The sequence below is a fragment of the Dactylosporangium sp. CS-047395 genome (genome assembly GCF_050942185.1).
GTDB lineage: Bacteria > Actinomycetota > Actinomycetes > Mycobacteriales > Micromonosporaceae > Dactylosporangium.
Map to the genome: position 1 here is coordinate 9779894 of NZ_CP192015.1, position 13178 is coordinate 9793071.

Sequence of the window (13178 nt, forward strand, 5' to 3'; positions counted from 1 at the left end):
TCAGCTGATCTGCGTCTGCGTCTCCAGTTCGGTCAGTCGTACCGTGCACAACCCGCTCCGCTCGGCCTGCACGTCGGTCACGGTCAGCTGCGTACCCGGCGTCAGGATGAACTCCTCCTCGCCCGTGAAGGCCGAGTACCTGCGGATCCCGACGGCGCGCAGCGGCACGACCTCGAACAGGGTCCGCTTGCCGCTGCCGCCCATGAACGACCGGGCCACGCTCAGGCTCGACGTGCACGACGACACGCCCCACCAGGTGACGGTCTGGCCCATCGGGTACTGCCGCCGCAGATCCATCCGCACGCCCCGCCAGACCGGCTCGCGGCGCGCGGGCAGGCGCGACACGGCCGAGAAGAGCAGGCGCAGGTAGGGCAGGTACGGCTCCAGCCGGCTCCGGTCGGGATCGCGCAGCGTGGCGTTGATCTGGCGGTAGAACGCGGACTCACAGGTGTACAGATAGAGCGCGGCCGCCTCGTCGGCGCTCAGGCTGCCCTCGTGCCCGCGGGACGCGCCGAACGCCTGGGACGCCTCGACGTGCCCGTCCAGCCCGCGCAGGACCCCGGCCGCGGGCGCGACCGCCTTGCGGAAGTCCAGCAGCGGCGTGTCGAAGACCCCGGTGATCACCGGCAGCGCGAGGCCCTCGTCCTTGACGCTTTCCAGGCGCTCGAGGTACAGCCGATGCAGTTCCATGGTCGAGGTGATGAACGCGCCCATGCGCTCGGCCGCGGGGTCCTGGTGCGCGTTCCAGCCGGTGCTCGGCAGCCAGTCGATCTCGTCCGCGCCGAGCGAGCGCAGGGCCTCGTTGACGGTCGCGAAGTGCTCGTTGTCGCAGAAGATGTCGCCCTGCGCGGCCGGGTTCGGGTGGTCGAGGTGGCGCACCTCGACGCCCGGGTACTTCCGCTGCAGCCGGGTGACCAGCGACTTGAGGCCGCGGGCGTGCGCGCCCCACCAGGCGAAGACGACGCCGCGGTCCTCCTCGGCCGCGTCCTGCTTGGCCCGCAGGATCTCCTCGACGATCCGCTCCACGACCGGGCGCCAGAAGCCGGTGTGCGCATCGGTACCGCGGTCGCCGTCCGCATCGGCCGTCAGCGAGGCGTTCAGCAGCAGCACGCCCTGGGTCAGCATCGACGAGAACCACTCCGGCGGCGGCACCGTGTCGTGCTGTTTGAGCAGCTTGCGAATGTCGGCGATGGGCGTCTTCTTCGGGATGCCGTACTTCCACATCGCCGCCGCCTTGATGATGCAGCGGATGCTCACGACCCGGCCGAACTGGCTGTCGGCCCAGTCGTGGAACGTGTTGTCGAACATCGCGATGCCCGTCGCGCTCTCGGGGCGCGGATACGGGTTCTGGCCGAAGACGACGACCTTCCACTTGTGCGGCGGGTTCGGCTTGAGCGCCTGGAAGGTGAGCTCCCGCACCGGCACGATCTGCGGGCTGCGCTTCGGCCCGATGAACCCGGCCGCGTCCGGTTGCGCCTCGATGACCGGTCGCAGCAGCGGAAGCCACGGCTCGCCGCCGCCGTCGAAGAGCTCGGTGAGGCCCAGCGGGTCGTCGGTGTCGCTCAATGTACCCTCCCTCAGGTTCCACTGTGGACACCGCACCGTACCGGGTGCGTCCGGCGACACCGAAACTGGAGTGAGCACATGACCGTGCGGGTGGTACTCAGCGACATCAACGCGAAGGTCGTGCAGGCCTGGATGTCGGCGTTCGCGGACGAGCCGGACGTCGAGATCGTGAAGGGCTCGATCCTCAACCAGCACGTCGACGCCTGGGTCACGCCGACCAACTCGCACGGCATCATGAGCGGCGGGGTCGACGCGGTGATCCTGCGGCACCTCGGGCCGGGGATCCAGCTGCGCGTCAAGCGGGCGATCCGCGACGAGTTCGGCGGGGAGCTGCCGATCGGGGCCGCGGTGTGCGTGCCGTCGGGGGCGGAGAACCCGAAGTACCTCATCGCCGCGCCGACCATGCACACGCAGGCGGAGAACGTGCGGCACACGCTCAACGTCGCGCTGGCGTGTGCGGCGGCCTTTCAGGCGGTACAAATGCAGCCTGGTATTTCGTCGGTGGCCCTCGTGGGCATGGGTGCGGCGACCGGCCAGGTCCCCGCGCAGGTGTGCGCGAACCTCATGTGGGCCGGTTACACGCTGTTCCGCGAGAGCGCGTTCGACGACTACGCCGAGCTGCGCGCGACCGTGAGCGAGCAGCTCGGCGACATCGAGTCGCGGCCGGCCACCGAACGGGTGCGGATCACCCCACCGGCGGCCCGTCGCCGTCGCTGATCGCTCAGCCCTCGCCCAGCACCGGTTCGTGGAGCGGGTAGCCGCGCGCGACCAGCCGTTCCACGACCTGGTGCCGGGTGAGCGACAGCACGTGCGTCTCCACCTCGGCCTCGCTCAGCAGCTCGTGGTAGGTATCGCGGACGACCCGCTCGACCTCGCCGGCCGGGGCGTCCGGAAAACGCTCCTGCACGATCGTGATCTCACGTTGCAGCGCCGTTTCGATGTCGCCGAGATGGGCGACCCCGTCGTGCTCGGACATTGTCTGCACCTCCTTGCGCGTCGGGTTACCCGTAACTTCCACGCCTCGAACACCGGGTGAGCAGCACCGCCGGGACCGGACCTTGACAGGCTTCGAAATGTTGCCCGACCCTCGGCGCAACATTTACATCCGGCCCGCCCCACCGGATACCTTCCGGAAGGAGAGCCCTGGTGAAGATCCGCCTGACGCTCGCCCTCGTCGCGGTCGCCGCCCTGTTCGCGGGGGCGGGACTGCAGATCGTGCACTCCCCCGACGCCGTCGCGGCCAGTGCGGGCGTCGAGGACGAGGGCGCGAACTGCGCGGTGCCGGCCCTGCCCGACGCCGGTTCGCTGCCGACGAACGCGAAGCTGCCCGATCCGTTCAAGCGAATCGATGGCACGCGCATCGCGAACAAGTCCGACTGGACGTGCCGGCGCGAGGAGATCAAGCGCCTGGCCGAGAAGTTCGTCTATGGCGAGAAACCCGCAAAACCACAAAGCGTCACCGGTACCGTGTCCCGGACCTCGATCACCGTCAACGTCTCCAACGCCGGGAAGTCGGCGAGCTTCTCCGCCGCCGTCGACGTGCCCAGCGGGACCGGGCCGTTCCCGGCGGTCTTCGTGCTCGGCGGGTTCGGCGCGGACACGGCCGCCATCAAGGCCGCGGGCGCCGCGGTCATCACCTACGACCCGTACGCCGTGGGCAAGGAGGGCACGCCGCGCACGAACAAGCAGGGCGCGTTCTACTCGATCTACGGGGCGAACAGCAGTACCGGGCTGCTCATGGCCTGGGCGTGGGGCGTGAGCCGGCTCATCGACGTGATCGAGCAGTCCGGCGGCAGCGTCCTGCGCGGCGACGCGACCGGGGTGACCGGCTGCTCGCGCTTCGGCAAGGGCGCGTTCGTCATCGGCGCGTTCGACCAGCGCATCCAGCTCACCATGCCGATCGAGTCGGGCAGTGCGGGCGTGCCCATCTTCCGCGGCATCCCGGGCGAGGGCGCGCAGAGCCTGAGCAGCGCGTACGGCGAGCAGCCCTGGCTCGGCGACGCGTTCGGAACGTTCACGGGCAGCCCGAACCGGCTCCCGGTCGACACGCATGAGATGGTCGCCATGGTGGCCCCGCGCGGGCTGTTCATCATGGACAACCCGCACATCGCGAACCTCGGCCCGAAATCCGCGAGCGTGGCGGCCCTCGGCGGCGCGGAGGTCTACAAGGCGCTCGGGGCCGGTGACAGCATCACCTACTGGTCCGACATCCAGGACGGCAATCACTGCGCGAACCGGCCGGAGTGGCGCACGCCCTTGCAACAGAACATTCAGCGGTACCTGCTGAAGTCCGGCAGTGCCGCCGGCTCGTTCCACGTCTCGTCGAAGGCGTCGGGCAACCTCGCCGAATGGCGCGACTGGGCGACGCCTTCGCTCGGGGGCGGCACTTCCAGCCCAACGCCGTCCGCCTCGGCCTCGGCCTCTCCCTCGGCCTCCGCGTCGGTCTCCCCGTCCGGGTCGAGCGCGCCGCCCGGCGGCTGCACCGCAACCGTTTCGCTGAACCAGTGGAACGGCGGCTTCGTGGCGACCGTGCGCGTGACGGCCGGATCAACCCAGATCAACGGGTGGACGGTAAATACCACACTTTCGTCAACGTTGACGATAGTCAACGTTTGGAACGCCACGCGGAGCGGGAGCAGTTTCGGCAACGTGCAGTACAACGGCACGGTTCCCGCCGGCCAGTACACCGAGTTCGGCTTCCAGGGCACCGGCACGGCCACCGGCCTGACCGGGACCTGCACGGCCCGATAGCGCTCGTCCAAGGGGCCCGGCGGCACATCCGCCGGGCCCTTTGCCGTACCCGAGACTTCGACGTTCACCTATTGAAGGTTTCCGACGTCCGTGAGCTAATCGGCGAAGGTCTTTCCCACAAGGAGGCAGTGTGTCGGTACGAAGGCTCGCCCTACTCACGGCGCTCGCCCTGGTCGCCACGGTGCTCATCGGCTCGCCGGCGCAGGCCGCGACCGTGACGTACGGCCAGGACGTGTCGGGTCACCAGGGCAACGTCAACTGGTCGGCGCAGTGGAGCGCCGGCTCACGGTTCGCCTACATCAAGGCGACCGAGGGCACGTACTACACCAACCCGTACTTCGCCCAGCAGTACAACGGCTCGTACAACATCGGGATGATCCGCGGCTCCTACCACTTCGCGATCCCCAACGGCGGCGGCGGCGCGGCCCAGGCGGACTACTTCATCGCGCACGGCGGCGGCTGGTCCAAGGACGGCAAGACCCTGCCGGGCGCGCTCGACATCGAGTACAACCCGTACGGCGCGACCTGCTACGGGCTGTCCCAGTCGGCCATGGTGAGCTGGATCCGGGCGTTCCTGAACCAGTACCACACGCGCACCGGCCGATGGGCGGTCATCTACACGACCACGGACTGGTGGACCTCGTGCACCGGCAACTACAGCGGCTTCTGGGCCAACTCGCCGCTGTGGCTCGCGCGGTACAGCAGCAGCCCCGGCACCCTTCCGGCGGGCGCGCCGACTTGGTCGTTCTGGCAGTACTCCAGCAGCGGCCCCTTCGCCGGCGACTCGAACCAGTGGAACGGCGCGCTGGACCGACTCAAGGCCCTGGCCTGTAACGGCGCCTGCTGAGCTTCGGCCAGTTCTGCTTGTGTCAGTTCTGCTTCAGTCAGTTTTGCTTCGGTCAGGTTTCGAGAAGCGGGCCCATGGCGGGCCCTCCTAGCATGGGAAACGTCCCGATCATGCAACTGCGAGGAGCGCCCGCCATGGCCCGCAAAGCGACGACCCAGACCTTCACCGACGACGAGCGCGCGGCGATGAAGGAACACGCCGCCGAGGTCCGAGCCGCGTCGTCCCGCCGCGGCTCCAAGGCCGACAAGGCCGCCGAGGACGCCAAGGCGCTGCTGGAGAAGATCGCCGAGATGTCCGACGACGACCGCGCGATCGCCGAGCGCGTCCACGCCATCATCACCGAGGCCGTGCCGGACCTCGCCCCCAAGCTCTGGTACGGCATGCCGGCCTACTACAAGGGCACGAAGTCGATCTGCTTCTTCCAGCCGGCCACGAAGTTCAAGACGCGCTACTCGACCCTCGGCTTCAACGACGACGCCGCCCTCGACGACGGCGACCTCTGGCCGGTCGCGTACGCCCTGCAGTCCCTGACCCCGCAGGTCGAAGCGCGCATCGCCGAACTCGTCAAGCGCGCAGCGAACTGACCACCCGGCGGCAGGCCTCCAGCACCTCGCCCGGATGCGACAGATGCACCTCGTGCTGCGCACCGGGCCAGCTGAGCAGCGGCGCGCCGAGCGCCTCGGCGAGCCGCCGGTGCGCCTGCCGCATCCGCGCGGTGGGCTTGCGATCGGCGGTCACCACGACGGCCGGTACGCGCGGCAGGTCCGCCTCACGAAACCCCCGCGCCAGCGCTTCGAGCCCTTCCGCGGCGCGGCCGAGCTTCTCGAGGTCGACGTCGCGCATGCGCTCCCGCGCCGCCCGGATCTCCGGTGGCTCGTCCCGCCCTTTGCCGGACCGTTCGACGGCCTTGCGCATCAGGGCCGGGATGGCCCGACCGGCCAGCGGCACGCGGCTGAGGGCCAGGATGACGCGCATGGCCCGCTCCACCTGACCCGCGCCGGCCACGTCGTTGACGGGCGACGGGTCGAGCAGCACCAGGCCGGCCACATCCCCGGGGTGGTCGCGGGCAAGCAACAGCGCGACGGCCCCGCCGAGGCTCTGGCCGATGACGACGACCGGTCCGAGCCCCGCCTCGCCCAGCATCGCGTGCAGGTCCGCGGAGGCCCCGGCCAGCGGCGCCGCCGGCCGATCGTAGAGGAGCACCCGGGCGCCGGGGTCGGCGATGAGCCCCTCGGCCAGCCCGGGAAAGAACCCGTCGACCGCCTCGGCCCCGCCGGGCAGAAGGAGCACCGCCGGCCCGGCGGTTCCGCGTACGTCAACCATCAACCGATGCTATTTCAATGCTTCCGGTAGAAACGGATGAGCCGAAGGAATATCCGCAGCTTGTCGACGTCGGACGGCTTCGGCGGGTCCGGGTTGAAGTGCATGACGTTGTTGCGCACCTGCCGGATCTGGTTGAGCCGCTCGATGAACTGTGCCTGGTCGACCGGCCAGCCGAGCTGCTTCCAGCACTGTTCGTTGCGCAGGACCGCCTGATACTGGCCGACCGTCATCGTCTCGAACGACTTGAACGGGGCCCCGCCGGCCTTGCACACACCGCGGACCGTCTCCTCGTCGAAGGTGTTGACGATCAGCTGGCGCAGTTCCTGGTCCACCTCGCCGATGAGGAAGAACGGGGTCGCCGTGTCGTCGTATTTCCCCACCACATCGGTGGCGGTGATGATGCCGCCGATCTCGCCGTCGAAGTCGCGGACGAAGATGAACTCCTCCTGCTGCAGGATGGGCAGGACGTCAAGCAGGCGCCGGTCGTATTCGAACACCTGCGCCGGACGAATGGCGTCACTCACCGCGGCGGCCGGGTTGAGGTGCTTGGCCTCGGCGATCGACTTCCAGGAGATGGCGCCGTGCAGCGTGTGCTGGTTGGCCAGGACCGCGACCTGTGAGTAGTCGTTGATCTGCAGCATCGTGATCACCTCCTCGAACGAGGCGCTCGGCGCGACCGAGGCGAGGCTCCGCTCGGCCGGCAACAGATTCCCGAGCTTCAGCCCGATGTCGACGGTCTCCTCGTCGTCCGCGCCCTCTATCTCCGTCTCGGTCTCGTCGGCCGGGGCCGCCGCCGTCTCCGCGCGGCGCTCGGGCTCCTCGAGGATGCGGACGGTGCTGTCGATGCCCACCGCCCGGAAATCCGGTGCGGTGGTCAGGTTGTGGTTGGCGAGGTCGGCGCTGACTTGAGCACTGGCGGTCTGGTCGCGATCGGTCAGGCCCCAGTGTTTGATCATCTGGCGCACGGTCAGGGTCATGGGCTCGCCGGCCGCCGCCCGGGCGTGGGCCTCCTCCAGGAACCCGAACCGGCGGCGCACCAGGTCGTCCTTCTGGGTCGGGGCCACACTGTCCGCGCTGACCTCGTCGGCGACGGACTTGAGCAGGCGCTGGCGGAGCGTGTGCAGGGTCGGACCGTCGCGGCCGACCCGCCACACCGACCATCCGGGCACGGCGCTGATTCCGGCCACGGCGGCACCGGCCGCGGACGGGGTGTTGAACTCGCGTCCGTCGCGCAGCCGGAGCCGACCGCGGTCGGTGACCGTTGCCTCGTGCGGGGGGTCGCCGACGCGCTGGTGGTAGAAGAGGTCGTCGCCCGGCTTCAGCAGGCCGGCCTCGATCAGGTCCAGGATGCGGACCCGGCGGCCGTCGAGCAGGTGTTCGCGGCGAGAGCGTTCCGAGGGCATGCGATTTCACTCCAGGTTGGGCGAGCGGTGGGCGCGCTTGACGACTTCCTCGGGCGAGAGCGGGGCTTTCGGGTGGTACGTCAGGCACAGCGGCGTGCGCACCTTGACGAACGAGAAGCCCTCGCCGGCCGCGTAGAACTGGCCGCTGCCGAGCAGGCCGATGTCGGGCAGCCGGCCGCCCTTGGCCTGGGCGAGCTCGCGGGCGGCGTCGATCTGGGCCGGCGAGTTCAGCAGGCCGAAGAACTGCGTCGTCGCGTTGCCCGAGATCTGGTTGTGCAGGCCCTTCGGCGCCTGGGTGGCGAAGACCAGGCCGAGCCCGTACTTGCGGGCCTGCGAGGCCAGCGTGATCGTGCTCGCCGTGGACGCGGTCGCGCCGGTGGCCGGGGCCAGGGTCTGGGCCTCGTCCATGATGAACAGGCCGCCGAGCGGGCGGTCGCCGGCCGGATGGCGCTTGAGCCAGGTGAACAGGGCCATCTGCAGCTGGTTCACGAAGCCCTGCCGCTCCTGGTCCGACATGAGCCCGATGAAGCTGATCACCGAGACCCGGGCGCGCTTGCCCGGCGACGGGGTCAGCAGCGCCGCGGGGTCGGCCGACGCCCCCTTGCCGCCGAAGAGCGGATCGTTCACCATCGCGGCCTTGAGCGTCTCCGCGAGGTCGTGCGCGAGCTTCCCGGCCCGGCTCATCCGGCTGACGTCCTCCGGCAGGTCGGCCAGGAAGTCCGTGAAGCCTTCGAGCCCGACGGTACCGCCGCGCGCGTACGCCTGCAGCGCCTCCGTGAGCACCGCCTTACCCTGGGCGGCGAGCTTCGTCGTACCGCTGACCCCGGCCCGCGGCGCGAGCGCCTCGACGGCCGCCCGGATCGCCTGATCGAACTCGTCCCGCGAGTCACGCACGGGCGTGAAGTCGGGCAACGGCTGGAAACTCAGCGGGCGCCCCCCGCTGACCCCGGGCGTCCAGACGACGACATCGGTATGTTCGAGATAGTCGCGGGCGCGCTCGTCGTCGCCGGGCCCCCAGCCGGCCGGCGGCTCCGGCCACGGATCGCCGAGCCTGGCCAGGTCGTTGTTCGGATCGAGCACGATCGACGAGACACCCTGCCGGGCGCACTCCTCGACCAGCCGCCGGATGAGTACCGTCTTGCCCGACCCGGACCCGGCGAAGACCACCGTGTGCCGCCGCAGCGACTCCAGATCGACCATGAACGCGGCCTCGTCCTGCAACACCCGCCCGAGCCGAATCGTCCGCCCGTCCCCCTCCGCCTCGACCGGCGCGGCCATCATCGGCACACGCACATCGGGCGCTTCCGCTTCCGGCACAGGCAAGTCGACCGCTTCGGGTGACGGCGCCGGCGCCAAACCCGGTTCCGCCGTCTCGCCGGCCTCCCCGAACAGCTCCCGGAACAGGCGCGTCCGGCTCGCCGGCCGCCGGGACACCAGCCACTCACCGTGCGCGGCGTGCGGCATCGCCTGCATCTGCTTCAGCGCGGCGAACACCTTGAGGTCCCCGTCGTCGATCCGGTGCCAGATCCCGCCCTCGTACAGGAAATTGTTCACGGCCTCGGCAGTGCGCGGACCGGTCGGCCAGTTGCCGCGCCGCAACAGCACCAGCTTGCGCTGCGGCACGGCGCGGTCCAGGCCGGTCGCCGTGCAGGCGTTCTTGATCCGGGCGATGACGGCGCGAGCGCTGTCGTGGGCGATGGCCCGGAAGCCCCAGTGCGCCTCGTTCTCCGTCGTCTCGTCGAGCACCTTGACCAAGCGCGCATGCAGGTCCGGCTTCGCGCTCGGGGGCGCGTCCTGCTTGTAGACGACGCCCGTGGGTGCGCGCTCATCGATCCACGCGCGCACGCCCGCGGCGAGCAGCGGCGGCATCGCGACGTCCTCGCCGTGTTTGTCCAGGGCCGTGCTCACGTCCGCCTCGCGCAGAAGCCGCTCGAACGTGGCGTCGAGTTCGGCGAACTTGCCGACCGCCGCGCCAGAGCCGCCAATCCTGTGATCGATCGGGGGCAGATCGGAGAAGCGCTCCAGCTCGGTGATCTCGTCCGCGTCGAGGCAGCGGCGGATGTGCTGGTCGACCCGGCGCAGCAGGAGGCGGGGCGTGAACAGAACCGCATCGTCGAACGCCTCCGGCCGGATCGGCCAGGTCGGGTATCCAGGCGCGAGGTGGTGCTCACCGTAGACCTCGGCGAAGCGCACCTCCACGATCTTGCGGGCGATCTCGACATGGTCGATCCGGTCGGGCAGCACCGTCTCCCGGAACCGCTCGACGACCGGGTTGGCGGCACCGCGCTTCAACAGTTCCCACGTGTCCGGCAGGCAGGACATCACCACGACGGTGCGCTGCGTGACGTCGCGAAGGGTCAGCAGTCCGTCGGCGACTAGGCCCACGTTCGCCGCCTGACCGACCTCCAGGCCCTCATGACGATTGGCGATGGTGACGGCGGTCTGCGCGAACAGCGTGTCCAACTGGTCGATCGCGATCACGCTGGGGCTCAGCGTCAGCGCGATGAGCCGGGAGATGTCGCGGACGACCTCCTGCGGCAGGCGGACGTGGGCGGTGAAACCCCAGTCCACGCGGTCCTCAGGCTCGGTCGGCTCGGAGATGAGGTGGGCCTGGCCGATGTCCTGATGATCGAAATTGAGCGAGCCGTACAGCACCAGTGCCCGGGCGGTGTCCTGGCACTCAAGACCGACGTCCTTGTTGAATCCGCGCAGCCCGGCGATAAAGGCGTCCATGTGCTTCCGGGTCAGCGGCGCGTTGCCGACGATCGCGTCGCGGGCCTCCGGCGAGATGCCCAGATACGGCACGAGCCGGCGCAGGAACGTTTTGAGCTGCGTCCCCGAGCCGGGCGTGTCGCGGGACAGGCCGCCGAGGATGCCCTGGACGGTGCTCTCCCAGAAGGTCCGGCCGCTGATCATGTTGACCAGGAAGAAGTAGCCGCCGCCGTCAGCGCGCTGGATCGTGTCGCGCAGCGCGCCGAGCAGGTGGGTCTTGCCCGAGCCGGCGCGTCCCTGCAGGGCCACGCCGAGCGGGGTGACGGTGTCGTCGCGCCGGGCCTTGCCGACGCCGCTGAGGATGTACCGGACCGCCCGCTCGTGCAGCTGGGGCACGTCGTACGGCGACGGACGCCAGATATCGTCCGGGGTGGGTGCGGGGTTGAAGTGCAGGGCCTCGAGCGCGGCCCGCTCGGCGGCGGGAATCACGGCCGGCCGATCGACAGCACGTGGTTGTCCTCACCGCCGATATCGATGGCGGCGGCCCGGTCGCGCGCGGTGAGGCCCTTGGTGTTGGCGACGGGGATGATCCGCACGCCGTCCTGGCGGAGCAGCGCCATCAGCACGGCGTCCACCTCGGACCGGGCCAGGCCGGGCAGCTCGTCGCGGAGATCGGCGAGACCGACCCACTCACCCGGACGCCCGGCCAGCGCCGCGTACGCCTTGCGGACCTGCGACTCGGCGTCCACGTTTTCAACCACGCTCTCCCCCACCGGCACGTCCTGCCGCCGGAAGAACTCGCCGTAACCCATCTGCAACTGCTCCAGCGACCGGCCGACGTTGCCGAGCAGCGTCAGCAGCGTGCGGACCGCCGACTTCGATTCCTTCGGTGGCTCCAGCAGATGCAGCCTCCGCACCAGTCCCCAGCCCTTCTCGGTGAGTTCGTGCGAGAACGGCGAGTGGGCTCGGTCGGTCTCCACCAGGCCCAGCGCCTCCAGCTTCTTGTTGTCCGCACCGGTGAGGGAGAACCCGGCGAAGTCCCGCAGCTCGGTGTTGTCCATCGGGCGGGCCTCGGACATCAGCACCAGGAGGGCGAAGACCTGGTTCGGCGAGAGCTTCGGGAGGCTCCGGTCATACGGCGGAAGTTGCGGCTTCGATGGCTCCGGCTGTTCCAGCTGCCGCCGGCCGCTGGCCGTGATGGCGAAGGTCAGCGACCGGCCGGCCCGGCCGACCTCCACCAGGCCGAGCTCGACCAGCCCCCCGGAACTCTTCAGCTCGCCACCGCCGAGTTCCTTCAGTTCCTTGTTGGTGAGCGCACGACCCTCCGACATGAGGATCGTCAGCGTCTTGGTCTGGTTCTCACGCAGGCGGGCATTGGCTGGCACGGTGCCTCATTTCTGTGGGAGGGGGGTGCGGCGAAGCAGCAGCAGGTCCCGGATCATCAGGGCGGTCGCCTGCGGATCGGTCAGGACCTGGGCGTTGGTGAAGCGCAGGACGTCGTGCCCGAGCACCTGCAGCTGGGCGTCGCGGTGCCGGTCGTCGGCGTACTTCCAGCGCTCGCGATGGTCGTCGCCGTCGACCTCGACGACGAGGCCGTCGGCGGGCCAGAAGAGGTCCACGCGGTATGCCTTGCTGAGGACGTGCCACTGCAGCACCTCGTTCCAGCGCCGCCCGCGGGCCCAGTCGTGCGGCGCGAGGGCCCGTTCCAGGGCCTGCTCGGCGGGGCTGTCCGCGCGCGGCAGGCCGGACATCGGCGGGTACGTCAGCAGCGGCGGCTCGACGGCGCCGGCGGGATCCGGGCCGGGGCCGGGTTCGGCGGCGAGCCGGTTGAGGTATTCGGGCAGCGCGAGCCGGATCGAGGGGAGGCGGTCCACGTTGGGCAGCGGCGGGCCGGCGAGCCAGACCGTGAACCGGCCGTGCTCGGCGAGCCATTCGGCGGCCGCGGCGAGGGCGCGTTCGCCGTCCGGGGTCAGGCCGGGCGGCACGTCGATGAGGACCGCCGCCGCCGTACGGTCGTAGGCGTCGCTGATGATGCCGGCGAGGCCGCGGGCCCGTACCTCGGCAGGAAACCGCGGCCGCACCTCCACCGGATCGCCGCGCAGCGCCCGCTCGGCGGTGGCCGCCAGGAACGGCCCGAAGCGGTCCGACCGGGCGGCGACCGAGGCCGCGAGCAGGCGCACGGCGGCGAGGCCGAGCCCGGACGGGCCGTCGAGGTGCTCGGCGCCGGGCAGCCAGCGCGGAAACAGCCGGACCGCGGCCTGATCGAGGGCGTCGAGGAAGGCGGCGACGTACTGCCCCACCCGCAACCCGGCCGCCGGCCGGAACCGCACGACGGCCGGCGCGTCGGGCGGCAGCGGATCGAGCCCCACGCCGAGCAGCGCGGGTTCGACGCCGGCCAGGTAGGTGGCCTGGCCCGGCGGCGGTTCGGCCCACCACCGCTGCGGGGTCACGGTGGCCAACCGTACGCGGCGGTACGGATGACCACAGTCGGCTCTTCGCCCGAGCCATTCCGGGTCCTGCGCGGCCCGGCGATACCTCGCACGCATCGCCGGTTGCCGAAGCGGTCATTGTTCGGG

At 70.4% G+C, this 13178-nt stretch carries 11 protein-coding genes; 4 read left to right on the top strand and 7 right to left on the bottom strand.

The window, feature by feature from the left end; all coding sequences use genetic code 11:
* The gene (locus ACQP00_RS45705; protein WP_433209699.1) at positions 1–1566 is read right to left on the bottom strand and encodes an ADP-ribosyltransferase domain-containing protein; all 1566 of its coding nucleotides are present in this window, start codon (positions 1564–1566) and stop codon (positions 1–3) included.
* A gap of 78 nt (positions 1567–1644) precedes the next feature.
* Between ACQP00_RS45705 and ACQP00_RS45710 the strand changes: the two genes are divergently transcribed.
* On the top strand, positions 1645–2283 hold the full coding sequence (locus ACQP00_RS45710; RefSeq protein WP_433209701.1) for a macro domain-containing protein: 639 nt from the start codon (positions 1645–1647) through the stop codon (positions 2281–2283).
* 4 nt (positions 2284–2287) lie between these two features.
* Here the strand turns inward: ACQP00_RS45710 and ACQP00_RS45715 are convergent, their stop codons facing one another.
* Complete coding sequence (locus ACQP00_RS45715) at positions 2288–2542, bottom strand: three-helix bundle dimerization domain-containing protein (protein ID WP_433209703.1); 255 nt, start codon at positions 2540–2542, stop codon at positions 2288–2290.
* Between the two features lie 170 nt (positions 2543–2712).
* On the opposite strand from ACQP00_RS45715, the gene ACQP00_RS45720 reads away from it, so the two are divergent.
* From ACQP00_RS45720 to ACQP00_RS45730, 3 genes are all read left to right on the top strand, one after another.
* Positions 2713–4317, top strand: a complete 1605-nt coding sequence (locus tag ACQP00_RS45720) for a glucuronyl esterase domain-containing protein (protein WP_433209705.1) — start codon at positions 2713–2715, stop codon at positions 4315–4317.
* A 130-nt stretch (positions 4318–4447) separates the two neighbouring features.
* A complete protein-coding gene (locus ACQP00_RS45725; RefSeq protein ID WP_433209707.1) occupies positions 4448–5164 on the top strand; it encodes a lysozyme in 717 nt (238 codons plus the stop codon).
* A 134-nt stretch (positions 5165–5298) separates the two neighbouring features.
* Entirely contained in the window at positions 5299–5748 is a 450-nt protein-coding gene (locus ACQP00_RS45730; RefSeq protein WP_433209709.1) for an iron chaperone, read from the top strand.
* On the opposite strand, the gene ACQP00_RS45735 is transcribed toward ACQP00_RS45730, so the two are convergent.
* The 5 genes from ACQP00_RS45735 to ACQP00_RS45755 are packed head-to-tail and all read right to left on the bottom strand — an operon-like array spanning position 5729 to position 13052.
* Positions 5729–6487: an alpha/beta fold hydrolase gene (locus tag ACQP00_RS45735; RefSeq protein ID WP_433209711.1), complete on the bottom strand. Its 759-nt coding sequence runs from the start codon at positions 6485–6487 to the stop codon at positions 5729–5731. The two genes, ACQP00_RS45730 and ACQP00_RS45735, sit on opposite strands and share 20 nt — an antisense overlap.
* A 14-nt stretch (positions 6488–6501) precedes the next feature.
* The gene (locus ACQP00_RS45740) at positions 6502–7890 is read right to left on the bottom strand and encodes a hypothetical protein (protein ID WP_433209713.1); all 1389 of its coding nucleotides are present in this window, start codon (positions 7888–7890) and stop codon (positions 6502–6504) included.
* Between the two features lie 6 nt (positions 7891–7896).
* Positions 7897–11091: an ATP-binding protein gene (locus tag ACQP00_RS45745; protein ID WP_433209715.1), complete on the bottom strand. Its 3195-nt coding sequence runs from the start codon at positions 11089–11091 to the stop codon at positions 7897–7899.
* On the bottom strand, positions 11088–11987 hold the full coding sequence (locus ACQP00_RS45750; RefSeq protein ID WP_433209717.1) for a hypothetical protein: 900 nt from the start codon (positions 11985–11987) through the stop codon (positions 11088–11090). Before ACQP00_RS45750 ends, ACQP00_RS45745 begins: the two co-directional genes overlap by 4 nt.
* A 6-nt stretch (positions 11988–11993) precedes the next feature.
* A complete protein-coding gene (locus ACQP00_RS45755) occupies positions 11994–13052 on the bottom strand; it encodes a DUF559 domain-containing protein (protein WP_433209719.1) in 1059 nt (352 codons plus the stop codon).
* Positions 13053–13178 lie beyond the last annotated feature (126 nt).